Annotated in this window: 16 protein-coding genes; 13 read left to right on the top strand and 3 right to left on the bottom strand. The window is 71.6% G+C overall.

Annotated features, from left to right (window positions below; all coding sequences use genetic code 11):
• Positions 1-60 precede the first annotated feature (60 nt).
• Together ACZ6A9_RS24215 and ACZ6A9_RS24220 are read left to right on the top strand one after the other, a co-directional pair.
• Positions 61-3,114, top strand: a complete 3,054-nt coding sequence (locus ACZ6A9_RS24215; RefSeq protein ID WP_468988863.1) for a helix-turn-helix transcriptional regulator — start codon at positions 61-63, stop codon at positions 3,112-3,114.
• Between the two features lie 37 nt (positions 3,115-3,151).
• Complete coding sequence (locus tag ACZ6A9_RS24220; RefSeq protein WP_468988866.1) at positions 3,152-3,346, top strand: DUF6191 domain-containing protein; 195 nt, start codon at positions 3,152-3,154, stop codon at positions 3,344-3,346.
• A gap of 7 nt (positions 3,347-3,353) precedes the next feature.
• Here the strand turns inward: ACZ6A9_RS24220 and ACZ6A9_RS24225 are convergent, their stop codons facing one another.
• Together ACZ6A9_RS24225 and ACZ6A9_RS24230 are read right to left on the bottom strand one after the other, a co-directional pair.
• Positions 3,354-4,517 (bottom strand): PQQ-dependent sugar dehydrogenase, encoded by a 1,164-nt coding sequence (locus ACZ6A9_RS24225; RefSeq protein ID WP_468989303.1) that lies wholly within the window; start codon positions 4,515-4,517, stop codon positions 3,354-3,356.
• Positions 4,518-4,714: 197 nt separating this feature from the next.
• The gene (locus tag ACZ6A9_RS24230) at positions 4,715-5,713 is read right to left on the bottom strand and encodes an aldo/keto reductase (protein ID WP_468988869.1); all 999 of its coding nucleotides are present in this window, start codon (positions 5,711-5,713) and stop codon (positions 4,715-4,717) included.
• Positions 5,714-5,788: 75 nt separating this feature from the next.
• On the opposite strand from ACZ6A9_RS24230, the gene ACZ6A9_RS24235 reads away from it, so the two are divergent.
• The 9 genes from ACZ6A9_RS24235 (at position 5,789) to ACZ6A9_RS24275 (ending at position 21,402) form a co-directional block, all read left to right on the top strand.
• Positions 5,789-6,742: a 2-hydroxyacid dehydrogenase gene (locus ACZ6A9_RS24235; protein WP_468988871.1), complete on the top strand. Its 954-nt coding sequence runs from the start codon at positions 5,789-5,791 to the stop codon at positions 6,740-6,742.
• A gap of 412 nt (positions 6,743-7,154) precedes the next feature.
• Positions 7,155-10,217, top strand: coding sequence for a putative bifunctional diguanylate cyclase/phosphodiesterase (locus ACZ6A9_RS24240; RefSeq protein WP_468988873.1), 3,063 nt, complete (start codon positions 7,155-7,157; stop codon positions 10,215-10,217).
• Positions 10,218-10,448: 231 nt separating this feature from the next.
• The gene (locus ACZ6A9_RS24245) at positions 10,449-12,299 is read left to right on the top strand and encodes an acetolactate synthase large subunit (RefSeq protein ID WP_468988875.1); all 1,851 of its coding nucleotides are present in this window, start codon (positions 10,449-10,451) and stop codon (positions 12,297-12,299) included.
• A 21-nt stretch (positions 12,300-12,320) separates the two neighbouring features.
• Positions 12,321-12,845: an acetolactate synthase small subunit gene (gene ilvN / locus ACZ6A9_RS24250; RefSeq protein WP_030216544.1), complete on the top strand. Its 525-nt coding sequence runs from the start codon at positions 12,321-12,323 to the stop codon at positions 12,843-12,845.
• A gap of 120 nt (positions 12,846-12,965) precedes the next feature.
• The gene (gene ilvC, locus ACZ6A9_RS24255; protein WP_468988877.1) at positions 12,966-13,964 is read left to right on the top strand and encodes a ketol-acid reductoisomerase; all 999 of its coding nucleotides are present in this window, start codon (positions 12,966-12,968) and stop codon (positions 13,962-13,964) included.
• Between the two features lie 277 nt (positions 13,965-14,241).
• Positions 14,242-15,831, top strand: a complete 1,590-nt coding sequence (gene serA, locus ACZ6A9_RS24260; RefSeq protein WP_468988879.1) for a phosphoglycerate dehydrogenase — start codon at positions 14,242-14,244, stop codon at positions 15,829-15,831.
• A 701-nt stretch (positions 15,832-16,532) separates the two neighbouring features.
• Complete coding sequence (locus tag ACZ6A9_RS24265; protein WP_468989306.1) at positions 16,533-18,725, top strand: transglycosylase domain-containing protein; 2,193 nt, start codon at positions 16,533-16,535, stop codon at positions 18,723-18,725.
• An 81-nt stretch (positions 18,726-18,806) separates the two neighbouring features.
• Positions 18,807-20,090 (top strand): polysaccharide deacetylase family protein, encoded by a 1,284-nt coding sequence (locus ACZ6A9_RS24270; protein WP_468988881.1) that lies wholly within the window; start codon positions 18,807-18,809, stop codon positions 20,088-20,090.
• Positions 20,091-20,202: 112 nt separating this feature from the next.
• Positions 20,203-21,402, top strand: a complete 1,200-nt coding sequence (locus ACZ6A9_RS24275; protein WP_468988883.1) for an amidase domain-containing protein — start codon at positions 20,203-20,205, stop codon at positions 21,400-21,402.
• A 22-nt stretch (positions 21,403-21,424) separates the two neighbouring features.
• Here ACZ6A9_RS24275 and ACZ6A9_RS24280 read toward each other — a convergent pair whose 3' ends face one another.
• The gene (locus ACZ6A9_RS24280; RefSeq protein WP_468988884.1) at positions 21,425-22,690 is read right to left on the bottom strand and encodes a PucR family transcriptional regulator; all 1,266 of its coding nucleotides are present in this window, start codon (positions 22,688-22,690) and stop codon (positions 21,425-21,427) included.
• 138 nt (positions 22,691-22,828) lie between these two features.
• On the opposite strand from ACZ6A9_RS24280, the gene ACZ6A9_RS24285 reads away from it, so the two are divergent.
• Positions 22,829-23,755, top strand: a complete 927-nt coding sequence (locus ACZ6A9_RS24285; RefSeq protein WP_468988887.1) for a proline dehydrogenase family protein — start codon at positions 22,829-22,831, stop codon at positions 23,753-23,755.
• 113 nt (positions 23,756-23,868) lie between these two features.
• Positions 23,869-25,500: an L-glutamate gamma-semialdehyde dehydrogenase gene (pruA, locus tag ACZ6A9_RS24290; RefSeq protein WP_468988889.1), complete on the top strand. Its 1,632-nt coding sequence runs from the start codon at positions 23,869-23,871 to the stop codon at positions 25,498-25,500.
• Positions 25,501-25,525 lie beyond the last annotated feature (25 nt).

Below are 25,525 nucleotides of genomic sequence, written 5' to 3' on the forward strand. Positions count from 1 at the left end.
GGAGCCGGGGCACCGCCTCCAGAGGCGAAAAACAGTGCTCCGCGATCGGAGGCGCGTGCGATGCTCGGTGGCGTGGAGACCAAGTCCGTCAGTCCCGTGTTCGTAGGCCGCGTCAGCGAGTTCGGCACGCTGAACGACGCGCTCGCCCGCGCCGGCGCCGGGGAGCCGCAGGCGCTGCTGCTCGGCGGCGAGGCCGGCGTCGGCAAGAGCCGCCTCCTCGAGGAGTTCGCCGCCGCCGCCCGCCGCCGGGGCGCGATCGTCGCGCTCGGCGGCTGCGTCGAGATCGGCGCCGACGGACTGCCCTTCGCCCCCTTCTCCACCGCCCTGCGCCACCTGCGCCGCGAACTGCCGGAACAACTCGCCGCCGCCTCCTCGGGGCAGGAGGACGAACTCGCCCGGCTGCTGCCCGAACTCGGCCCCGCCGTCCGCGAGCCCCGCCGCGACGAACAGGGCGTGGCCCGCCTCTTCGAACTCACCGCCCGCCTGCTGGAACGCGTCGCCACCGACCACACCGTCGTCCTCGCCCTGGAGGACCTGCACTGGGCCGACGCCTCCACCCGCCACCTGCTCACCTATCTGTTCCGCACGCTGCGCACCGGCCGTCTCCTCGTCCTCGCCACCTACCGCTCCGACGACATCCACCGCCGCCACCCCCTGCGCCCCCTCCTCGCCGAACTCGACCGGCTCCGCACGGTGCGGCGCGTCGAACTCGGCCGCTTCAACCGCGAGGAGGTGCACCGGCAGATCGCCGGCATCATCGACCGCGAACCCGATCCCCAGCGCGTCGACGACATCTTCGCCCGCTCCGACGGCAACGCCTTCTTCGTCGAGGAACTCGCCGTCTCCGCCGACGAGGGGTGCTGCGCCGGCCTCACCGACTCCCTGCGCGACCTGCTCCTGGTCCGCGTCGAGAGCCTGCCGGAAACCGCCCAGTCGGTCGCCCGGATCGTCGCCGAGGGCGGCTCCACCGTCGAGGACCGACTGCTGGCCGCCGTCGCCCGGCTCACCGAGGACGACCTCATCGAGGCCCTGCGGGCCGGCGTCAACGCCGGCATCCTCTCCCCGGCACCCGAGCGTGACGGCTACCGCTTCCGCCACTCGCTGGTCCGCGAGGCCGTCAGCGACGACCTGCTGCCCGGCGAACGCTCCCGCCTCAACCGCCGTTACGCCGAGGCCCTGGAGGCCGACCCCACCCTGGTCCCCGCCGACGAGCGGGTGACCCGCCTGGCCAGCTACTGGTACCACGCCCACGATGCCGCCAAGGCACTGCCCGCCGTCCTCGACGCCTCCGTCGAGGCCCGCAGACGCCACGCCTACTCCGAACAACTGCGCCTGCTGGAGCGGGCCATGGAGCTGTGGGACGCCGTCCCCGACACCGTACGGGCCACCCTGCGCCCCCTCGACTACGCCGAGGTCTACCCCCCGTGCGGCTGCGACCCGCAGACCACGCCGCTGCGCTACCTCGACCTGATGGCCGAAGCCGCCGTCGCCGGCCGCCTCTGCGGGGAACGCGAACGCTCGCTGAAGATCACCAAGAGGGCGCTGCGCCTCCTCGACGAGGAGCCCGACCCCCTGCGCGCCGCCTGGTTCTGGGAGCAGCGCTCCCGGCTCACCCAGGCCCTCGCCCGCGGCGACGGCTGGGCCGAACTGGCCACCGCACAGGACCTGGTGCGCGGACTGCCCCCGTCCGAGGTGCACGCCGAGGTCCTCGCCTCCGCTGCCGGCTGGGCGATGCTGCACGAGCCAGGACCGGAGGCCATGGCAGCCGCCGAGAGCGCCGTCGAGTACGCGCGCATGGTCGGCGCGCACGACATCGAACTCAACGCCCGGCTCACCCTCGGTGGCCTCATGGTCGACGCCGGTGACATCGAGACCGGGCTCGCCGAGATGTACGAGGTCAAGGACCGGGCGACCGAACTGGGCGTGGACATGGTGGTCGCGCGCGCCCATGTGAACCTCCCGTCCGTCCTCGAGGGCGTCGGCCGCTCGGAGGAGGCCACCCGGCTCCTCCGCGAGGGCATCCACATCACCCGCAGACTCGGACTGCTGGACTCCGAGGGCTGGGTGTGGGGCAACCTCGCCGAGTCCCTGCACTCCCTCGGCCGCTGGGAGGAGGCGGCGCAGGCAGCGGCCAACGCGCAGCGCCTCGAACAGAGCGCCAAGCCCCGCACCGGCGGTTCGATGCGCCTGGCGTGCCTCGCGTACGACCGGGGGGACGTGGCCGGGGCGGCCCGCCGTCTCGCCGACGCCCGCACCTTCTTCGGCACCCACGACCCGATGCCGCAGTACGCCCTCCCCATGAAGGCGGTCGCCATCGGTGTGGCGGCCGCCGAGGGACGCCTCCCGGACGCCCGCGCCGAGCTGCTCGACGTCCTCGACACCGGACTCCCGCCCGGCACACAGCGCTACGGCTGGCCGATCCTGCTCGCCGCCACGACCGCGGAGGCGCACGCCCACGGGCAGCCGGCGACCGAGCCCGGCAGGCCGGAGATCCTCCAGCGGATCCGCCGGGCCGCCAAGTCCCTGACGACCGGTGTGCCCGTGTGGCACGCCTACGACCTGTGGCTGCGCGCCGAGCTGCTGCGCGCCGAGGGACGGTTCGCACCGGACGAGTGGTCCGCGGTCGTCGAGGCGGTGGAGCCGCTGGGGCGGCCCTACGACCTGGCACGCGTGCGGTACCGGCTGGCCGAGGCGCTGCTCGCCTCCGGTGCGGGCGACGACGAGCGCGCCCGCGCCACGGAACTGCTGCGGCTGGTCGACGCCGTCGCCGACCACCTCGGCGCCGCGCCGCTGGCCCGCTCCGCCACCCTGCTGGCGCAACGCGCGCGTCTCGCACTGGTGCCCGCCGTCCGGGAGGCGGACCGGGGCCCCGTCGATCCGGTGGAGGCCCTCGGTCTCACCAGCCGGGAGCGTGACGTCCTGCGCCTGGTGGCGGCCGGCCACACCAACCGCCGTATCGCCGAGGAACTGTTCATCTCCCCGAAGACGGCCAGCGTCCACGTCTCCAACATCCTCGCCAAGATGGGCGTCTCCGGCCGGGGCGAGGCGGCGGCGGTGGCCCACCGGCTCGGCCTGTTCCCAGCGGGGACCGGCGAACCGGTGGCGGCGGGATGACGGCCGTGCGACGCACTCGGCCCCGGGAAGGGGAGCGATGTTCCACGCCTTCGAGGACCTCTTCGCCCCGGGCCGGGGGCACACCCGTGAGGAGCAGAACCGCCTGGAACTGACCCGGGAGGACATCGGCGACACCGACCCCGGCCGGGGGCCGATCGACCTCACCTCCGGAAGGGTCACGGTCCGGCCGCCGGCGCCCCCGCAGGAGGAAGAGGCCCCGGAGGGCGAGTGAACGCCCGCTAGCTCACCCGGAGTTCCAGGATGCGGTCGTCGCCCTTGTCCGGGTCGCGCCTGCCGTCGGTGTTGCTGGTGACCAGCCACACCTTGTCACCGCCCGCCGCGACCACCGTGCGCAGCCGGCCGTACTCGCCCTCCAGGAAGGACTGCGGGTCCGCCGAGGTCTCCGTGCCCTTGAGGGGGATGCGCCACAGGCGCTCGCCGCGCAGGCCCGCCATCCAGACCGAACCCTCGGCGTAGGCGATGCCGCTGGGGGAGGCGTCCTCAGGGCTCCACTGATCGACCGGATCGTGGAACTCGCCGCCGGACTCGCCCTCCGCCTCCGGCCAGCCGTAGTTGTCGCCCGGCTTGATCGCGTTCAGCTCGTCCCAGGTGTTCTGGCCGAACTCCGAGGCGAACAGCCGCTGCTTGCCGTCCCAGGCCAGACCCTGCACATTACGGTGCCCGTAGGTGTACACCGCGGAGTCGGGGAACGGGTTGCCCGGGGCCGGCTCGCCGTCCGGGGTCAGCCGCAGGATCTTGCCGCCGAGGGACTCCTTGTCCTGGGACAGGCCGGTGTCACCGCTCTCGCCCGTGCCCACGTACAGCATCTTGTCCGGGCCGAAGGCGATCCGGCCGCCGTTGTGCACCCCGCCCTTGGGAATGCCCCGGAACACCGTGTCCGGTGCGCCCAGTTGCTCTCCGGCCGGCTTCTTCTCGTCGTGTATGAGGCGGACGACGCGGTTGTCGGAGGCAGAGGTGAAGTAGGCGTAGATCATGTGGTCCGAGGCGTACTCGGGGGAGAGGGCGATACCCAGGAGACCTCCCTCGCCGGACGGCGACACTCCCTGCACCTCGCCCAGCTCGGTCTGCTGCCCGGTCCTGCCGTCGATCCGGGTGATCGTCGCCTCGTCCCGGGAGGACACCAGGAGGTCGCCGCCCGGGAGGGGCGCCAGACCCCAGGGGCTCTTCAGGCCCGTGGCGACCGTGCGGAGCACCTCCACCGAACCCTTCGCGGGCGGGGTCTCCTCCCCGCTCCGCTCCGGGGCCGACGAGCGCGCCGTCGTGTCACCGGGGGAGGCGCTGCCGTCTCCCCCCGCTGTCCCTCCGTCGCCGGAGGAGCAGCCGGCCGTCAGCAGGAGTGCGGCGGCGGCCAGCACGGCCGACGCGGCTCGATGTCGCACGATGGTGTCCCTTCGACGCGGCGGGTTCTCCCAGTCATACACCGCTCCCGCCTCCCAGGTTCCCGATCGCCCGGTCCCGAACCACGGGACCGCACGCCGCCGGCACCACCCACGCCCCCTCTCCCCGCGGCGGCGGCCCGCGTGCCGGTCGCCGGCCCGGACCGGGTCCGAGGCTCCCGGTGCGGCCCGACGGACCCGGATCAGTCCCACGACCCCTGGGCCGCCGGCAGCCGCGCGATCTCCGTGAGGTCCTCCTCCGTGAGGCGCAGGTCCGCAGCCGCCGCGTTCTCGGTGACCCACCGTTCCCGCTTGGCGCCCGGGACCGGGACGACCTGCTCGCCCCGGCCCAGTACCCAGGCCAGGGCCACCTGCGCCGGGGTGACGTGTGCGCCGTGGCGCCGGGCGACGCGGCGCAGCCCGGCCACGATCGGCTGGTTCGCGGCCATCATCTCGGCCGTGAAGCGGGGGTGCCGGGCGCGCAGGTCGTCCGCCTCGAACCCCACGCCCGGCGTCAGCGTCCCGGTCAGGAAGCCGTTGCCCAGCGGCATCGCGGCGAGGAAACCGACCCCCCGCGACCGGCACCAGGGCAGCAGTGTCTCCAGCGCCTCCGGCGACCACACGGACAGTTCCGCCTCCACCGCGCTCACCGGGAAGACCTGCTGCACCCGCTCCAGCTGCCGCACCGTCGCGTCGTGCAGCCGCGCCCCCGCCCGCCGGGAGGAACGCGCCCCGACCGCGCACAGCCCCAACGCCCTGACCTTGCCCGCCTGTACGAGCTCGGCCATCGCACCCCAGGTCTCCTCCACCGGGACCTCCGGGTCGGCGCGGTGCAACTGGTAGAGGTCGATGACGTCGGTCTGCAGCCGGCGCAGCGACGCGTCGCAGGCCCTTCTCACGTACCCGGGGCGGCCGTTGGCCACGATGTGCTGGTCGCCCACCAGCAGACCGACCTTCGTCGACACGAAGGCGTCACGGCGCCGCTCCTTCAACACCCGCCCGAGCAGCAGCTCGTTGGTGAAGGGACCGTACATGTCGGCGGTGTCGAGGAGGGTCGAGCCCGAATCCAGCGCCCGGTGCACCGCCCTGAGCGACTCCTCGCCGCGCTGCCGGGACGAGCTGTACGCCCAGCTCATCGGCATGCACCCGAGTCCTACCGCCCCCACCGCGAGCGCCGCCGCGCCGATAGTCCTGCGCTCCACCTGCTCGTGACCCTCCCTCTCCGGTCCCCCAACCTAACCTCTGCCGCGAGCCGCTCCTGAACTAGCCTCCCGACCATGACTGCTGCTGACGTATGGCTCCCGATCCCGCCGGACGAGATCGACGGCCTCCCCGAGGGCCCGCGCTACCGCTTCTGGGACGGCGCCGGGGAGTTCCCCGCCGACCCGGCCGACTGCGGCTTCTACGTCGTGCCGTACATGAGGCCCGCCGGAGTGGGCGTGCGGCCGCTGCCGCTGATGCGTTCCGTGCGCGTCGTGCAGACCCTGTCGGCCGGCATCGACCACGTCGAACCGGGACTGAAGGACCTGCCCCCGGGTGTGCGGCTGTGCAACGCGCGCGGAGTGCACGAGGCCAGCACCGCGGAGCTGGCCCTCGCGCTGATCCTGGCTTCGCTGCGGGGCATCCCCGGCTTCGTGCGGGCCCAGGACAAGGGGGAGTGGCACGGCGGGTTCCGGCCCGCGCTCGCCGACAGGACCGTGCTCATCGTGGGGTACGGGTCGATCGGCGCGGCCATCGAGGACCGGCTCGTTCCGTTCGAACTCGCGCGGGTGGCGCGCGTCGCGCGCTCCGCCCGCACGACGGAGCGCGGGCCGGTGCACCCGCTCACCGAACTGCCCTCCCTGCTGCCGGAGGCGGACGTCGTCGTCCTGTCCACCCCGCTGACGGAGACCACCCGGCACCTCGTGGACGCCGGATTCCTGGCCCGCATGAAGGACGGCGCCCTGCTCGTGAACGTGGCCCGCGGAGGCGTCGTCGACACCGAGGCGCTGCTGACCGAGCTGAAGAGCGGACGCCTCACCGCGGCCCTCGACGTCACGGATCCGGAACCGCTCCCCTCGGATCATCCCTTGTGGCGGGCTCCGGGGGTGCTCGTCACCCCGCACGTCGGCGGACCCACGTCCGCCTTTCTGCCGCGCGCCGAACGGCTGCTGCGGGATCAGTTGCGCCGGTACGTGAACCAGGAGGAGCCCGGCAACGTGGTCCTGGTGACGGGAGCGGAAGAGCTGTAGTCCGCTTCGAGTACCGTCCGCGTTCTCCCGGGCGCGGTGGGTACTCGTACATCCGGTGATCGTTACGGAGAGTAGAGAACCTATGTCCCTGAGTGACGGGACTGGTGTATCGTCCCGACAGGGGCTGCGCCGCTGACCTACGGCGCGGGGGACGGACACGGAGACTGCAAGGGGGGCGACGGACGATGCACGGCCTGTGGACGAGCGATCCGACGCGGCGGAGCCGTCGACTGCGACACTGGCGCGCGGACGCGCGCGGCCGCGGTCATCACGGCGGCCATCACACCCGGCACGACGACCGGACCGACAACCCCGGTCCACCACACCCCCGGCGCGCCGCCCGAGGGGGCCACGCCCCGCGGGCGCACCGAGGGCCGAGGGATCCGGGAGCGGCGCGGACCTGGAGCACCCGGTGAGCGCGCCCACCCCCACCCCGACCCTCGACGGGGCGCTGCGCCCGCCGCCCGCCGCGCGGGCGGCACTGACCGCCGCCCCGTCCGCCGCCCGCCGGCCCGGCCCGGCCGCGCAACTGGTGCTGGCCCTCGTCTGCGCGGCCTACGCCGTCGGTGCCGCGTTCGGCTGGGGCTCGGAGCGACTCGCGCTGATCATGGGCGACTTCGGGCTGAGCGCCGCCGCCGCTGCCGCGGCCGTCTCCTGCTTCGTCTACGCCCGCAGCCCTCACACCCGGTTCCGGCCCGCCTGGCTGCTGTTCGGCCTCTCCTCGGCGATGGCCTCCCTGGGCAACCTGGTCTGGGGGTGGTACGAGGTCGTGCTGGGCCTCCCCGTGCCCAGCCCCAGCTACGCCGACCTGTTCTTCCTGTGCTTCGCGCCGCCCGCCATCGTGGGACTGCTGGTGCTCGCCAAACGGCCCGTGACCAAGGCCGGGTGGGTCTGTCTCGCCCTCGACGCCTGGCTGATCGGCGGATCCCTGCTCACCCTCGCGTGGAGCCTCGCCCTCGCCCAGGCCGCCCAGGCCGAAGGGCCGGGCGTCGCGCACACCGCGCTGTCACTGGCGTACCCGCTGCTCGACATCGCCCTGGTCAGCATGGTGCTCGCCCTGCACTTCCGGCGTTCGGCGGTGAACCGGTCCGCCGTCAACACCGCGATCGGCGCTTTGGCACTGACCGTCATGTGCGACGCCTTGTTCACCTCCCCGCTGCTGCACGCCGGTTACCGCTCCGGGCAACTCCTCGACGCGGGCTGGTTCGCCGGCTCGCTGCTCCTGGCGTACGCCCCCTGGACCGCGCCGCGCGGCGGCCGGCCCGAGCGTGAGGGGTACACACGCGTGGTCCGCCAACACCATCCGGGGCGGCGCGGCGGACCCGACCATCCCTTGCCCGCTCCTGGCGGCGAGCCCGGCCGTCATCCGCTCTCCCGGCCCACCGCCGGTTCCCTCGCCGCGCTCACGCCGTACCTCGCCGCTGCCGTGTGCACCCTGGGGATCCTCTACAACGTCCTCAACGGCCGCAGCGTCGACCGCGTCGTGCTGATCACCGGGGGCACCGTGGTGCTGGCGCTGGTGGTGCGCCAGGGCATCATGCTCCTCGACAACATCACGCTCACCCAGGAACTGGCGCGGCAGGAGAACCACTTCCGCTCCCTGGTGCAGGGGTCCAGCGACGTCATCATGATCGCCGCCCCCAGTGGCATCCTCCGCTACGTCTCCCCGGCGGCCGCCGGTGTGTACGGCCGCCCGGCGGAGGACCTGGTGGGGACGGAACTGGCCGGTCTCATCCACCCGGAGGACCTCGGCCGCGTCGTCCACGAGGTGCGCCGCTTCCTCGCCGCGGACCCGGTCGAGGAGCCCACGACCCGCATCGAGTGCCGCTTCCGCTCCGGCGGTGGGGGCACCTCCCGCTCCTGGGGGTCCCCCCGCCCGGGCGAAGGCCGGAGCGGGGCAGGAGCCGAGAGCGGGGGAGGCTGGCTGAACGTCGAGTCGACCGTCAACCGGCACCACGGCGGCCTGATCTTCAACAGCCGCGACGTGACCGAGAGGGTACGCCTCCAGGCCCAGCTCCAGCACAACGCGGAGCACGACCCGCTCACCGACCTGCCCAACCGCGCGCTCTTCACCCGGCGCGTCCAGCAGGCGCTGTCCGGCCGCCGCGCCTCCGACCGCGGGGCCGCCGTGCGGGGCACGGCCGTGCTCTTCATCGACCTCGACGGTTTCAAGGGGGTCAACGACACCATCGGGCACCAGGCCGGGGACGAACTGCTCGTCCAGGCCGCGCGCAGACTCCAGGACGCGGTCCGCAAGGGCGACACCGCCTCCCGGCTGGGGGGCGACGAGTTCGCCGCCCTGATCGCCGGGGACGGCGTCCGCGACCGGGACGCCCGGGAGCGGCACATGGTGGAGCTCGCCGACCGGCTCAGGGTGGCCCTGTCCCAGCCCTACCTCATCGACGGCAACGATGTCCGGGTCAACGCCTCCATCGGCGTGGCCTTCGCCGAACCGGGCATCAGCGCGGGCGAACTGCTGCGCAACGCCGACCTCGCCATGTACCGGGCGAAGGCGGGCGGCAAGGGCCGGGTGGAGCTGTACGGGCCGCACATGCAGCAGGACGTCGTCCGCAGGGCCGAGCTGGCCACCCGGCTGCGCGCGGCACTGCACCACGGGGAGTTCGCCCTGCTGCACCAGCCGGTGGTGTGCCTGGCGGACGGCCGGATCACCTCGGTCTGCGCGCAGGCGCGGTGGCGCTCCTCCCAGGGGGTGCTCTTCACCCCCGCCGAGTTCCTGCGGGTCGCCGAGGACAGCGAGAAGACCGCCGAGCTGGGCCGGTGGGTGCTGGAGGAGGCCGTGGAGCAGGCCGCGGAACGGCACGCCACCGGCCTGCCCGTACCCGTGGCCGTCCGGCTGAGCGCCCGCCGGCTGCTGGACCGGTCCCTGCCGCTGGGTTCCATCGAGGCCCTGCTCACCCGGCACGGGCTGCCGTCCGGCTCCCTGATCGTCGAGCTCGCCGACACCGACCCCCGGGTGCCGCTCGACGAACTGGAGCGCCGGCTGATCGTGCTCAAGCGGCTCGGCGTCCGGGTCGCGCTCGACGGCTTCGGCGGCGGCCCCGCGGCGATCACCGCCCTCAGGAGGCTCCCCGTCGACGCGCTCAAACTCGACCGCGCTCTGATCGACGGCGTGGCCGAGTCCGCGCGACTGCACAAGATCACCAGTGGGCTGGTGCGGATCGCCGCCGACCTCGGGATGCACTCCGTGGCCGTGGGGGTGGACCAGCCCGAGCAGGCCGCTGCCCTGCGCGCCATGGGCTGCACGCACGGGCAGGGCGCCGCCTTCTCGGGACCGCTGGACGAGTACCGGCTGCGCAGAGCGCTGACCGCCGGGCACTGCCCGGTCCCCCGCGCACCGGCCGAACCCGTCCTCGCGGGCGGGGGACCGGGGGTCTACTCCGTGGGAGTGAGCGCCGTGCTCCCGGGCGGTACGGCGCTGCGCTCACATGATGAGACGCCCGTCCCACCCACTTGACAGTGGGTGTGCGCCGGGGGGAGGGTCAGAGCCATGCGCACCCGAATTCTCGTACTTGGACAGCGCGTCGGCTGACGCTGAGCATCGATCGCTCAGCGACCACCACCCGGCGCGCTTCCCCTCGCTTGCCTTATGGCACGAGGGGTTTTTTGTTGCACAGGCACCCGCCGAGCAGCAGGCGCAACCCGCACGAACTTCGCACAAACCCTCAGCATCGAGAAGAGAATGCCGATGACCGAGCAGGCCACCGGGGCCCATCACCCGCAGCCCCGGCCCCGATCCGGAGGACAGTCCGCCCCCGTCGAGCACGTCACGGGTGCGCAGTCCCTCATTCGCTCGCTCGAGGAGGTCGGCGCCGACACGGTATTCGGCATTCCCGGCGGTGCGATCCTCCCCGCCTACGACCCGCTGATGGACTCCACCCGGGTGCGCCACGTCCTGGTCCGCCACGAGCAGGGCGCCGGCCACGCGGCCACCGGTTACGCGCAGGCCACCGGCAGGGTGGGCGTCTGCATGGCGACCTCCGGCCCCGGCGCCACCAACCTGGTCACCCCGATCGCCGACGCGCACATGGACTCGGTGCCGATGGTCGCGATCACCGGCCAGGTCGCCTCCAAGGCGATCGGCACGGACGCCTTCCAGGAGGCGGACATCGTCGGCATCACCATGCCGATCACCAAGCACAACTTCCTGGTCACCAAGGCCGAGGACATCCCGCGGACGATCGCGCAGGCGTTCCACATCGCCTCCACCGGCCGCCCCGGCCCGGTGCTCGTCGACATCGCCAAGGACGCCCTCCAGGCGAAGACCACCTTCTCCTGGCCGCCCACCATGGACCTGCCCGGCTACCGGCCCGTCACCAAGCCGCACGCCAAGCAGATCCGCGAGGCCGCCAAGCTCATCACCGCCGCGAAGCGGCCGGTCCTCTACGTCGGCGGCGGCGTCATGAAGGCCCGTGCCACCGCCGAGCTGAAGGTCCTCGCGGAACTCACCGGGGCTCCCGTCACCACCACCCTGATGGGACTCGGCGCGTTCCCCGACAGCCACGAGCTGCACGTGGGAATGCCGGGCATGCACGGTTCGGTCACCGCCGTCACCGCGCTGCAGAAGGCCGACCTGATCGTCGCCCTCGGAGCCCGCTTCGACGACCGCGTCACCGGCAAGCTGGACAGCTTCGCCCCCTACGCCAAGATCGTCCACGCCGACATCGACCCGGCGGAGATCGGCAAGAACCGCGCCGCCGACGTGCCGATCGTCGGTGACGCCCGCGAGGTCCTCGCCGACATCGTCCAGGCCGTCCAGCGGGAGCATGCCGAGGGCAACCGCGGCGACTACACCGCCTGGTGGAAGGACCTCAACCGCTGGCGCGAGACCTATCCGCTCGGCTACGACCAGCCCGGGGACGGCTCGCTCTCCCCGCAGCAGGTCATCGAGCGCATCGGACAGCTGGCCCCGGAGGGCACCGTCTTCGCGGCGGGCGTCGGCCAGCACCAGATGTGGGCCGCGCACTTCATCCAGTACGACAAGCCCGCCACCTGGCTGAACTCCGGCGGCGCCGGAACCATGGGTTACGCGGTCCCGGCCGCCATGGGTGCCAAAGCCGGCGTGCCCGACCGCGCCGTCTGGGCGATCGACGGCGACGGCTGCTTCCAGATGACCAACCAGGAACTCACCACCTGTGCCCTGAACAACATCCCGATCAAGGTCGCCATCATCAACAACGGCGCCCTCGGGATGGTCCGCCAGTGGCAGACCCTCTTCTACAACCAGCGGTACTCGAACACGGTGCTGCACTCCGGCCCCGGCGCGGACGCCGCCGAGAAGAGCGCGGGCACCCGCGTGCCCGACTTCGTGAAGCTGTCCGAGGCCATGGGCTGCCACGCGATCCGCTGCGAGGACCCCGCCGACCTCGACAAGGTCATCGAGGAGGCCAACTCGATCAACGACCGCCCGGTCGTCGTGGACTTCATCGTCCACGAGGACGCGATGGTGTGGCCGATGGTCGCCGCCGGCACCTCCAACGACGAGATCATGGCCGCCCGTGACGTCCGCCCCGACTTCGGCGACAACGAAGACGACTGAGAGCCGTAAAGGAAGCACACCATGTCCAAGCACACGCTCTCCGTCCTGGTGGAGAACACCCCCGGCATCCTGGCCCGGATCGCCGCGCTGTTCTCCCGCCGCGGCTTCAACATCGACTCCCTCGCCGTGGGGGTCACCGAGCACCCGGACATCTCCCGCATCACCATCGTGGTGAGCGTGGAGGAGTTCCCGCTGGAGCAGGTGACCAAGCAGCTCAACAAGCTCGTCAACGTGCTGAAGATCGTCGAGCTGGAGCCCGGGCAGGCCGTCCAGCGCGAACTCGTCCTGGTGAAGGTGCGCGCCGACAACGAGACGCGCTCCCAGATCGTCGAGATCGTCCAGCTGTTCCGCGCCAAGACCGTGGACGTCTCCCCGGAGGCGGTGACCATCGAGGCCACCGGCAGCAGCGACAAGCTGTCCGCCATGCTCAAGATGCTGGAGCCGTTCGGCATCAAGGAACTCGTCCAGTCCGGCACGATCGCCATCGGACGCGGTGCCCGTTCGATCACGGACCGGTCGCTGCGCGCCCTGGACCGGTCGGCGTAGGACAGCGGAACGGGTGGCCGGCGCGACACCGGCCGCCCGTATTCCGAGACTCCGGAACTTCCCCTCCCCCCGCCGTCATACGGTGGGACGCAACACCTGCACTCAAGGAGAGAACCCAAAGTGGCCGAGCTGTTCTACGACGCCGACGCCGACCTGTCCATCATCCAGGGCCGCAAGGTCGCGGTCATCGGTTACGGCAGCCAGGGCCACGCCCACGCCCTGTCGCTGCGCGACTCCGGCGTCGACGTGCGCGTCGGTCTGCACGAGGGCTCGAAGTCCAAGGCCAAGGCCGAGGAGCAGGGCCTGCGCGTGGTGACCCCGTCCGAGGCCGCCGCCGAGGCCGACGTCATCATGATCCTCGTCCCGGACCCGATCCAGGCCCAGGTCTACGAGGAGCACATCAAGGACAACCTCAAGGACGGCGACGCCCTGTTCTTCGGCCACGGCCTGAACATCCGCTACGGCTTCATCAAGCCCCCGGCCGGCGTGGACGTCTGCATGGTCGCCCCCAAGGGCCCGGGCCACCTGGTGCGCCGCCAGTACGAGGAGGGGCGCGGTGTCCCCTGCATCGCGGCCGTCGAGCAGGACGCCTCCGGCAACGCCTTCGCGCTGGCCCTGTCGTACGCCAAGGGCATCGGCGGCACCCGCGCCGGCGTCATCAAGACCACCTTCACCGAGGAGACCGAGACCGACCTGTTCGGTGAGCAGGCCGTCCTGTGCGGTGGCACCGCGGCGCTGGTCAAGGCGGGCTTCGAGACCCTGACCGAGGCCGGTTACCAGCCGGAGATCGCCTACTTCGAGTGCCTGCACGAGCTGAAGCTGATCGTGGACCTCATGTACGAGGGCGGCCTGGAGAAGATGCGCTGGTCGATCTCCGAGACCGCCGAGTGGGGCGACTACGTCACCGGCCCGCGGATCATCACGGACGCCACCAAGGCCGAGATGAAGAAGGTCCTCGCCGAGATCCAGGACGGCACCTTCGCGCAGCAGTGGATGGACGAGTACCACGGCGGTCTGAAGAAGTACAACGAGTACAAGAAGCAGGACTCCGAGCACCTGCTGGAGACCACCGGCAAGGAGCTGCGCAAGCTCATGAGCTGGGTCGACGAAGAGGCGTGAGCCCCGCACCCCGCGACGGCTGCCGGCGCGTGCCGGGAGCCGTCGCGGGGCCTCCGGGGGATCCCGCCGAAGGGGGCCGACCCAGGTCGGCCGGCCCGTGCGGCCACTTCCGGGTGATCATTCCGCGGAGGCGCAGGACGATCCGCCACGCGCCACTAGACTGCTGTACAACAAACGCGTCAGGCCCACAGCGTCGTGCGTCTTCCACGCGGCTAGCACTTCTTCACCGCCTGCGGCCGTCGGGACGGCCGTCCGCATTGGACTTGTGAGGACTCACGTGAGCTCGAAACCCGTCGTACTCATCGCTGAAGAGCTGTCGCCCGCCACCGTCGACGCACTCGGACCGGACTTCGAGATCCGCCACTGCAACGGCGCGGACCGCGCCGAGCTGCTCCCGGCCATCGCCGATGTGGACGCGATCCTGGTCCGCTCGGCCACCAAGGTCGACGCCGAGGCGATCGCCGCCGCGAACAGGCTCAAGGTCGTCGCCCGTGCCGGCGTCGGCCTCGACAACGTCGACGTCTCCGCCGCCACCAAGGCCGGTGTGATGGTCGTCAACGCCCCCACCTCGAACATCGTGACCGCCGCCGAGCTGGCCTGCGGTCTGATCGTCGCCACCGCCCGCAACATCCCGCAGGCCAACGCCGCCCTGAAGAACGGCGAGTGGAAGCGCAGCAAGTACACGGGTGTCGAGCTCGCGGAGAAGACCCTCGGTGTCGTGGGCCTCGGCCGCATCGGTGCCCTCGTGGCGCAGCGCATGTCCGCCTTCGGCATGAAGGTCGTCGCCTACGACCCCTACGTACAGCCCGCGCGGGCCGCGCAGATGGGCGTCAAGGTGCTGTCGCTGGACGAGCTGCTCGAGGTCTCCGACTTCATCACCGTCCATCTGCCGAAGACCCCCGAGACGCTCGGTCTGATCGGCGACGAGGCCCTGCGCAAGGTCAAGCCGAGCGTGCGCGTGATCAACGCCGCCCGCGGCGGCATCGTCGACGAGGAGGCGCTGTACTCGGCGCTCAAGGAGGGCCGCGTCGCCGGCGCCGGCCTCGACGTGTACGCGAAGGAGCCGTGCACCGACTCCCCGCTGTTCGAGTTCGACCAGGTCGTCTGCACCCCGCACCTCGGCGCCTCCACCGACGAGGCGCAGGAGAAGGCCGGTATCGCCGTCGCCCGCTCGGTGCGCCTCGCGCTCGCCGGTGAGCTGGTCCCCGACGCGGTGAACGTGCAGGGCGGGGTCATCGCCGAGGACGTCAAGCCGGGTCTGCCGCTCGCCGAGCGCCTCGGCCGGATCTTCACCGCGCTCGCCGGTGAGGTCGCGGTCCGCCTCGACGTCGAGGTGTACGGCGAGATCACCCAGCACGATGTGAAGGTGCTGGAGCTGTCGGCGCTCAAGGGTGTCTTCGAGGACGTCGTCGACGAGACGGTGTCGTACGTCAACGCCCCGCTGTTCGCGCAGGAGCGCGGTGTCGAGGTGCGGCTGACCACCAGTTCCGAGTCGGCCGAGCACCGCAACGTCGTCACCGTGCGCGGCACCCTCTCCGACGGCGAGGAGATCTCGGTCTCCGGCACGCTGGCCGGTCCCAAGCACGTCCAGAAGATCGTCGCGGTCGGCGAGTACGACGTCGATCTGGCGCTCGCCGACCACATGGTCGTCCTGCGCTACGAGGACCGTCCGGGTGTCGTCGGCACCGTGGGCCGCATCCTCGGCGAGGCGGGCATCAACATCGCCGGCATGCAGGTGGCCCGGGCGACGGTCGGCGGCGAGGCGCTGGCCGTGCTGACGGTCGACGACACGGTGACCACCGGGGTGCTGGGCGAACTGGCGGCGGAGATCGGGGCGACCTCCGCCCGGTCGGTGAACCTGGTCTGACGTCTCCGGGGGCGCCCCGGCCCCCGGACTCCCGTCCATCCCGGACGGACTCGTCCTCACACGCCGGACGGGCTGCGGCGGTCAGCCCGTCCGGCGTTCTCCGTGCCGCCCCCCGCGCCAGGCGCAGCGTCACCGAGGAGAGCACCGCCGCACCGGCGAACACCAGCGCGCCGGCGATCGCCGCGCCTTGGCCGTCGAAGATCCACAGCAGTGGTGTACCGCTCGGCTCCAGGTCCGCGCTGATCTCGGGGACCGCGAAGCAGAGCACGGACACGTCCATGGAGACCAGCAGCGGGAGCACGCTCTCCCGGACCGGTCAGGTGATGAGGGCCTCCCTGACAACCCCCCTGCGAGCCCTCTCGAACTTATATGGTCAGACAGTTAATAGTCTGTGTGCATTGTGTTGTCGTAGAGACGGGGGAGAGCGGATCCGTGGCCGGTGACTCGGTCGGGGACTTCGGCTCTCGTATGTTCGTGCGGTCGCCCCGGCGACCGCACGAAGTGCGGAGGGGGGCACGGGCATGACCCGGGTCGGACAGGGGGACGGGGACGAGGGGGACAGCGAGAGGCTGCCCCCCTCTCCCGACGCCACCATGCAACTGGGGGTCGAGGAGCTGCGGGCTTCCGCGGCTGCCCGAGCCGCTCAGCTGGCCAAGGGCGATGGGGACGGTGAGGCGGAGCCCGCCGCGCCCGACGCCACCATGCAGCTCGGGGTCGAGCAGGTGCGGGCGGCCACGGCCGCGGCGGCCGACGAGACCATGCAACTGCGCGTGCCCGAGGGCGGCATACCCGAGGGCGGCATACCCGAGCGGGGCACGGGGGAAGCCCGGCCCTCGCGCCGTGCCGCCCGCCGCCCCGCTTCCCGCACCGCCCCGGTGCTCCGCGCCCGGCTGGAGCGCGCCCTCCGTCCCGTCGCCGCCCGGCTGGAGCCCATCCTCGGTCCCGTCGCCGCCCTGCTCGGTCCCCACGCCCGCCGGCTGCGCCCGCACTATCCCCGGCCGGGGCGCGCGGGGTGGCGCCGCTGGATCCCCTCGTGGCGGCAGACGCTCGGGGGCTTCCTCGCCTCCTTCACCCTGAGCACCCTGTTCCTGGTGGTCGCCTACGCCACCACCGACATCCCGGACGACCTCAACACCCACGCCACCCAGCAGGACAACGTGTACTTCTGGGCCGACGGCACTCCGATGGCCCGTACCGGCTGGGTGCAGCGGCAGGCGATGCCGCTGGACGAGATCCCCGAGGACGTCCGCTGGGCGGTGCTCGCCGCGGAGAACGACAGCTTCTACAGCGACCCCGGCATCTCCATGAAGGGCATCTCGCGCGCCCTCCTGCGCACCTTCGGCCAGGGCGACACCGAGGGCGGCTCCACCATCACCCAGCAGTACGTCAAGAACGTCTACCTCAACCAGGACCGGACGCTCGGACGCAAATTCGACGAGGCGATGATCGCGCTCAAGCTCGACAACGAGATGAGCAAGGACGAGATCCTCGAGGGGTACCTGAACACCAGCTGGTACGGCCGCGGCACCTACGGCATCCAGCGCGCCGCGCAGGCCTACTACGGCAAGGAGGTGCAGGAACTGGACGCCAGCGAGGGCGCCTTCCTCGCCTCCCTGCTCAAGGGAGCCGGCCTGTACGACCCCACGCTCAGCGCGGCCAACCGCGAGCGGGCGGTGGAGCGGTGGTCGTGGACCCTCGACCGGATGGTGACGATCGGCAGGCTGTCCGCCGAGGAGCGCGACGGGTTCCGGACGTTCCCCGAGCCGCTGAAGAGCAACCCGCTGTACGCCACCGGTGAGCAGAGCGACTACCTGGTGGAACTCGCCTCCCAGTACGTCAAGAAGACCGCGAAGCTCTCCGACAGGGACTTCGACCTCGGCGGCTACCAGATCTACACGACGTTCGACAAGCAGCGTGAGGACCGCCTCACCAAGGCCGTCGCGGCGGCTCGCGAGAAGGGCCGCAAGGACCATCCGAAGGCAGCCGCGGCCGCCCACTACGGTGCCGCCTCCGTCGCCGCCGACGGCCGGATCCTCGCCGTCCACGGTGGCCCCGACCACCGCAAACAGGGCTACAACGAGTCCAACGCGAGCACCGTCCCGGCGGGCTCGGCGTTCCAGCCGTTCGTGTACGCCGCGGGTCTGGAGCACGGGGTGCGCAAGACCCGCGACGGCGAGCGCACGCCGGTGACCGGCGAGAGCATCTACAACGGTGACGACAAGGTCCCCGTCACCACGCCCGAGGGCCCCTACTGGGACCGCAGCGGCCGGAAGGTCGCCGCGCGCAACGACGGCGGCAAGTCCCACGGCCGGATCTCCCTGCGCCGGGCGCTGGCCCTGTCCGTCAACACCCCGTTCATGCAACTGGGCATGGACACCGGGCTGGACAAGGTGCGGGCCACCGCCGAGGCCGCGGGGCTGCTTCCCTCCAGCATCGGTGCCCAGGTGCCCGCCCTGGCCACGGGCAGCGCGACACCCAGCGCCATCCGCATGGCCAGCGGGCACGCCACGTTCGTCGCCGGGGGAGTGCACACCGAGCCGTACTCGGTACGGAAGATCACCCGGGGAGGCCACCGGGTGCACCTCCCCCGGCCGGCCGTCCGCCGTGCGGTGAGCGCCGCCACCGCGCGCGAGGTCCAGGCCGCCCTGACCGACGCCTACCGCACCGCCCACGGGGACGCTCCGGCCGGGGCCGCCGGCAAGGTGGGCACCACCGAGGACGACACCGCCGCCTGGTACGTCGGCAGCCTGGAGAAGACGACCACCGCGGTGGTCGTCTACCGCATCGATCTGAGCGAGAGCCTCGAACCCCTGCCCCTGGAGGGCCTGGGCGGCACACCGGCCGCCGGCGTCCCGTACGGCATCTGGTCGAGTGCTCAGCGACCAGGCGGCTGAGTCACCGGTGCGCCCGGAAGCCGCACCGCACCAGCCATCGCACCAGCCCCCCGTCCCCTGCCCCAAGAGGTCGAGCCGCAGATGAAGCAGCCGTCGGGTCGCCGCCGCAAGGCCCGAGCCCCTCGCCGTCCCACCCGCCGACACCTCCTCACCCTGACGGCGGCCCTCGTGGTCGCCTCCCTCGTCATCGGCTACCTGGCGCTCTCCGGAGACGACACCACTGTCCCGACGGCGTCCGGCAAGGGCGACAGAGGGCAGCGGTCCGCGGCGCGGGCGACCGAGGAGCCGGAGTGGGACGGCAAGGTCAAGGTGATCGGTGACGGATCGACGTCCTACACGGGCCCCCAGAAGAAGAAGTTCACGGTGGAGCGGCTCAAGCCCGGTCAGAAACCGCCGCAGTTCGTCGTCTTCTCCTGGGACGGCGCGCTCCAGGGCGACGACGGGCTCTTCGCCCACTTCCGGGAGACGGCCAGGAAGTACGACGCTCGTATGACCTTCTTCCTCACGGGCATCTACCTGCTGCCGAAGAGCAAGAAGGACCTGTACGACCCGCCGCAGCACCCCACCGGCAGCGCGGCGATCAGCCTTCCCACCGACGAGCACATCCGCACCACCCTGGAGCAGCTGTCCGGTGCCTGGAAGGAAGGGCACGAGATAGGCACCCACTTCAACGGCCACTTCTGCGGCCCCAAGGGCGGCGGCGACTGGAGTGTGGCGGAGTGGAAGAGCGAGATCGACCAGTTCTACGGCTTCGTGAAGAAGTGGAAGACCAACACCGGCTTCACCGACATCGAGCCGCTGCCCTTCGACATCGAGAAGGAGGTCATCGGCGGCCGTGCCCCCTGCCTGGAAGGTCAGGCCAACCTGCTGAAGGCGGCCGAGGGGTACGGCTGGCGCTACGACGCCAGCTCCGCCGGTGACTTCCAGATCTGGCCGGTGAAGAAGGATGGCATCTGGGACTTCCCGCTCCAGATGCTCCCCTACGAGGGCGGCAAGTACCAGGGACTGTCCATGGACTTCAACTTCCTCTACAACCAGTCCGACGGGGAGACCGACGGAGACCCGTCCCAGTACCCGCGGTGGCAGCAGGAGACGATCGACACCTACATGGCGGGCTTCAACCGCGTCTACTTCGGCAGCCGGGCCCCGCTGTTCATCGGCAACCACTTCGAGGAGTGGAACGGCGGGATCTACATGAAGGCCGTCGAAGAGGTCATCAAGACCGTGTGCCCCAAGAAGGACGTCGAGTGCGTGTCGTTCAGGGAGCTCGCCGACTGGATGGACGCCCAGGACCCGGCCACGCTGCAGCGGCTGCGCGCCCTGGACCCGGCGCAGTCCCCGAACTGGTCCACGGTCGTGAAGTGACAGTCCGGTAACTCCCTTGTGGCCGGGGGCCCCACCCTCTTCACAACGGTCACATGCGGCGTGCGAAACTCCGCTTACCCCGGCACCTTCCGCCGGGAAGAGGGGAGCTTCAGTGAAGTCAAGAAGGCTGCGCCGTACGCGGCGTCGCGCGACCATACTCACGGCGGCCGCCGCCTCGGCCGTCGCGGGAGCGGCGCTGCTGCCCAACTGGAGTGCGGGCGCGTCCACCACCACCGAGCGGGAGGTGGACGCGCGCACCAAGGCGACGTTCCAGCGACTGGCCGAAGCGGTCTTCACCGACCGCACCGACGCGCTGGTCGACAGGCCCGGCAGGAAGAAGCCGATGACCGACGGCTTCTCGGGCAGGGTCGCACTGTCCTCCGGGGCGGCCCGCACCGAGGACCAGGCCCTGGACCGGCTCGCCGACCGCAGGCAGCGGCTCGCGAAGCACGGCGAGAGGTACAGCGCGGCCGACACCACGGTCACGCTGAACCGCACCCGTGTCAGCGGCCGCAAGGCCGTCGTCACCGTCACCGAGACCACGACGCTGACGTACCGGAAGGTCCGCGGCGACGAACCGAGGACGACCGGGTTCCAGGCGGACCACCAGCTGACCTTCCAGGCCGACCGGCGCGGCAACTGGCGTCTGACCGGCATCCGCGAGGCCGACGACGACCAGCTCGCGGTCAACCAGCCGGCGCAGCCGACGGTCGATCCCGCGCCCGTCGCCTCCGCTCCCGCCGCCGCGCCCACCGCCGCCACCACCACGCCGTCGTCCCCGCGGGCGGCCATCACCCGGCCCGCGCCGGCCGCCCCCAAGGACCTCACGGGCGGTGCGTACGACTACAAGGCGATGGCGGCCTACGCGGAGAAGCACTGGCGGGACTACAACCCGGACTACCCGAGCTTCGACGGGCAGGGCGCCGGCGGTGACTGCACGAACTTCGTCAGCCAGGCCCTGAAGGCGGGCGGCTGGAAGCACGTGCCCGGCTACGTGTACGACTACACCCGGTGGTTCGGCAACGCCGACATCCAGTCGCACTCGTTCATCGGGGTCAACGAGTGGTCGTGGTTCGCGCTGAACTCCGCGCGCGCCACCAGCCTCGCCAACGTGTACCAGCTGGACATCGGCGACGTGCTGCAGGTGGACTTCGACCGGGACGGGTCCAAGGACCACACGATGATCGTCACGTACCGCAGCGCGCGGGGCGTGCCGTACCTGAGCTACCACTCCACCAACACCCACCGCCGGTCGGTCGAGAGCATCATCGCCTCGTACCCGAACGCCGCGTACTACGCCTACCGCACCTGACCGGGGCTGCCGTACGCAGCGGTCACAGGCGTGCCGCCTTGAGCGCCATGTGCAGCAGCAGACGGTCCTCGCCGTCGTCCAGGTCCAGGCCCGTGAGCTTCTCGATCCGGGACAGGCGGTAGTAGAGGGTCTGCCGGTGGATGCCCAGTTCGGCGGCCGTCCGGCCGGCCTGGCCCGCACAGTCGAGGTAGACCTCGGCGGTGCGGGCCAGTTCCGTCTGCGCGGGGGAGAGCAGCGGGCCGACGGCGGGATCGTGGGCGGCCCCCGGGGGCAGCGCGGTCAGCAGGCGGAAGGGGCCGATCGACGCCCACTGGGCCACCGGTCCGAGCCCGGGTTCGGCCAGGGCCGCCCGCGCCGACGCCGAGGCCTCCTCCCAGGCCCTGCCCAGGTCGGTGAGGCCCGCGCGGGGTGCCGCGATCCCGGCGGCCACCGGCGGGCCACCGCCCGGGCCGCCGTACCGCGCCCGCTCCAGCAGCCGTGCGGCGGCCGTCGTCGCCGGGGCGGGTACGTCGGGCGAACGCAGCCGCAGCAGCAGGGCCAGGGCCAGGCACTCGCCCGCGGCACCGAGGGCGTGGGAGGCCGTCCCCCCGCCGCTCCACGGCAGGGTGCACAGTGCCGTCGCCCCCGGCACCGTACGCACCGACGGGGCGTCCTCGGGGCCGGCGGAGGGCCAGGGGGCGACACAGACCACCGTGTGCGGGCCGTCGGCGCGGCGGCCGAGGGCGGTGCGCAGCTCGGCCACTGCCATCTCCCGCTGCCAGTCCCGCTCCGCCGTCAGCACCGCCCGCAGCTCGCGCGTGAGGTCGGCGCCGTGCTGCGCCTCGTCCGCGAGCAGCGCGCCGATCCGAGCCGTCACCCGCATGGCCGCGTCCAGCTGCTGCGCGGAGGGTCCCGGATCGTAGTCGAGCAGCCAGACGTAGCCGAGCACGACACCGCGGTGGCGTACCGGGAGGCAGACGCGTCCGCGGTGCACGCCCGCCTCCGGGGTGCGCGGGATGCGCACCGGACCGGTCGCGCGCGTGATGCCGAAACCCTCGAACCAGGCACGCACGGCGGCCGTCGAACGGCGGGTCAGGATCGAGCGGGTGCGCACCGGGTCCAGCACGGACGGGTCGAGGTCGCCCTCGCTGTCGTACGCCCCGAACGCGATCAGTTCGAAGTCGCGGTTCTCCAGGGTCGCCGGAGCGCCCAGCAGCTCCGAGATCTCGTCCACCAGTTCCTGGTAGTCGTCCCTGTGTTCCGACGTCACCCGGGCATTCTGCCGCACGACCCCGAGATCTTCATACATCTGTCTGAGATCCGCGGCACGGATGCGTGACAGCTGTCGATGGCCGACGATCGGGGGCATCCGTAGGTTTCACGGTGGTTCTCCGTGTCGTACCCGAAAAGTCGGGTGACGGCCTCTCGCAGCTTGTGGAGGTGCCCCGTGCTGGGTCCCGTGATTCTCGCCGCGTCGCGCAGCGACCGGATGCGACGCCTGATCTCGGCGGCCCCGGTGACCAAACAGGTCGTGGACCGGTTCATCCCGGGCGAGACCGTCGACGAGATCCTGCCCATCGTCCGGGAGCTCACCGGCAACGGCCTCGAACTCACCATGGACGTCGTCGGCGAGGACATCACCACCCCCGAGCAGGCCGCCGCCGCGCGCGACGCGTACCTGGAGCTGATCGGCCGGCTTCGGCCGCTGGAGCTCGGCACCCGCGCCGAGATGTCGGTGAAACTGTCGATGTTCGGCCAGGCGCTCCCCGGCGGCCACGAGCTGGCGCTCGCCAACGTCCGCCCGGTCGTCGAGGCCGCCGCGGAGATCGGCACCACGGTCACCCTCGACGCCGAGGACCACACCACCCTCGACTCGATGTTCGCCATCCACGAGGAGCTGCGGAAGGACTTCCCGCAGACGGGCTGCGTCATCCAGGCCTACCTCTTCCGCACCGCGGAGGACGCGCGCCGCCTCGCCGCCGCCGGCAGTCGCGTACGGTTGGTGAAGGGCGCCTACAAGGAGCCCGCGGAGGTCGCCCACCAGCACAAGCACGAGATCGACAAGGCGTACGTGCGGATCCTGCGGACGCTGATGGAGGGCGACGGTTACCCGATGATCGGGTCGCACGACCCGCGTCTGATCTCCATCGCCCAGGAACTGGCCCGCACCGCCGGACGAAAGCCCGACGAGTACGAGTTCCAGATGCTCTACGGCATCCGCGGCGAGGAACACATGCGGCTGGCCGCCGAGGGTCACCGTATGCGCGTCTACACCGCCTACGGCACCGACTGGTACGGCTACTTCATGCGCCGTCTCGCCGAGAAGCCCGCCAACCTGGGCTTCTTCCTGCGGAGCATGATCAGTCATGACTGACGCGAACACGCGCCGTCCCGCGGAGCGGCCGGGCGACCTCCGGTTCTCCGCCCGCCATCCGATCACCCCCAAGGGCTGACACCACACCGCTCAGACAAGGAGTTCTGGAACCCATGGACGCTGTGACCCAGGTCCCCACCCCCGTCAACGAGCCGGTGCACGGCTACGCCCCCGGTACGCCCGAGCGTTCCCGGCTGGAGGCCAAGCTCAAGGAGCTGGCCGACAACCCGGTCGACCTGCCCTGCACCATCGGCGGCGAGAAGCGCATGGGCGGCGGCGAGCGCTTCGACGTCGTGCAGCCGCACAACCACAAGGCCCGCCTGGGCACCTACGCCAACGCCACCCGGCAGGACGCCCAGGACGCCATCGACGCGGCCCTGGCCGCCGCTCCCGCCTGGCGTGCCACGTCCTTCGACGACCGCGCCGCGATCATCCTGCGCGCGGCCGAGCTGCTGGCCGGCCCCTGGCGCGAGACCATCGCCGCCTCCACCATGCTCGGCCAGTCCAAGACCGCCCAGCAGGCCGAGATCGACAGCCCCTGTGAGCTGGTCGACTTCTGGCGCTTCAACGTGCACTACGCGCGCGGCATCCTCGCCGAGCAGCCCCCGGCCAACTCCCCGGGCGTGTGGAACCGCATGGACCACCGCCCGCTGGAGGGCTTCGTCTACGCGATCACCCCGTTCAACTTCAGTGCCATCGCGGCCAACCTGCCCACCGCGCCCGCGCTGATGGGCAACGTGGTGGTCTGGAAGCCGTCCCCCACCCAGACCCACGCCGCCGTGCTGCTGATGCGGCTCCTGGAGGAGGCCGGTCTGCCCAAGGGCGTCATCAACCTCGTCACCGGCGACGGTCTCGCCGTCTCCGAGGTGGCCCTGGAGCACCGGGACCTGGCCGGCATCCACTTCACCGGCTCGACCAGGACCTTCCAGCACCTGTGGAAGACGGTCGGCAACAACATCGAGAAGTACCGCACCTACCCGCGGCTCGTCGGCGAGACCGGCGGCAAGGACTTCCTCGTCGCCCACCCGAGCGCCGACCGCGCCGTCCTGAAGACCGCGCTGACCCGCGGCGCCTTCGAGTACCAGGGCCAGAAGTGCAGCGCCACCTCCCGCGCCTACGTCCCGGCGTCGATCTGGAACTCCGGCTTCAAGGAGGAGTTCGCGGCCGAGGTGGACGGCATCGCGATGGGTGACGTCACCGACCTGTCCCACTTCATGGGCGCCGTCATCGACGAGCGGTCCTTCGCCAAGAACAAGGCCGCGATCGACCGCGCGCAGGAGGACCCGTCCTGCACGATCGTCGCGGGCGGCTCCTACGACGACTCGGTCGGCTGGTTCGTCCGCCCGACGGTGATCGAGTGCGACGACCCGGAGAACGAGGTGTTCCGCACCGAGTACTTCGGCCCGATCCTCGCCGTGCACGTCTACGAGGACGAGAAGTACGACGAGATGCTGACCCAGATGGAGTCGGTGTCGGACTACGCGCTGACCGGCTCCGTCATCGCGAACGACCGCGCCGCGGCGGCGTACACGATGGACAAGCTGCGCTACGCGGCCGGCAACTTCTACATCAACGACAAGTCGACGGGCGCCGTCGTCGGCCAGCAGCCCTTCGGCGGCGGCCGTGCCTCCGGCACCAACGACAAGGCCGGTGCGCCGCAGAACCTGATGCGCTGGACCCTGACCCGCGCCATCAAGGAGACCCTGGTCCCGCCGACCGACTACACGTACCCGCACATGGGCTGACGCCCACCCCGATCGCGAACGGGCC

This window comes from Streptomyces sp. NPDC041124 (assembly GCF_055592385.1).

Coding starts and splice junctions, on each gene's coding strand:
- ACZ6A9_RS24215 (WP_468988863.1), top strand. CDS start 61: ATGCTCGGTGGCGTGGAGACCAAGTCCGTCAGTCCCGTGTTCGTAGGC.
- ACZ6A9_RS24220 (WP_468988866.1), top strand. CDS start 3,152: ATGTTCCACGCCTTCGAGGACCTCTTCGCCCCGGGCCGGGGGCACACC.
- ACZ6A9_RS24235 (WP_468988871.1), top strand. CDS start 5,789: ATGACTGCTGCTGACGTATGGCTCCCGATCCCGCCGGACGAGATCGAC.
- ACZ6A9_RS24245 (WP_468988875.1), top strand. CDS start 10,449: ATGACCGAGCAGGCCACCGGGGCCCATCACCCGCAGCCCCGGCCCCGA.
- ilvN (WP_030216544.1), top strand. CDS start 12,321: ATGTCCAAGCACACGCTCTCCGTCCTGGTGGAGAACACCCCCGGCATC.
- ACZ6A9_RS24265 (WP_468989306.1), top strand. CDS start 16,533: ATGCAGCTCGGGGTCGAGCAGGTGCGGGCGGCCACGGCCGCGGCGGCC.
- ACZ6A9_RS24270 (WP_468988881.1), top strand. CDS start 18,807: ATGAAGCAGCCGTCGGGTCGCCGCCGCAAGGCCCGAGCCCCTCGCCGT.
- ACZ6A9_RS24280 (WP_468988884.1), bottom strand. CDS start 22,690: ATGTATGAAGATCTCGGGGTCGTGCGGCAGAATGCCCGGGTGACGTCG.
- pruA (WP_468988889.1), top strand. CDS start 23,869: ATGGACGCTGTGACCCAGGTCCCCACCCCCGTCAACGAGCCGGTGCAC.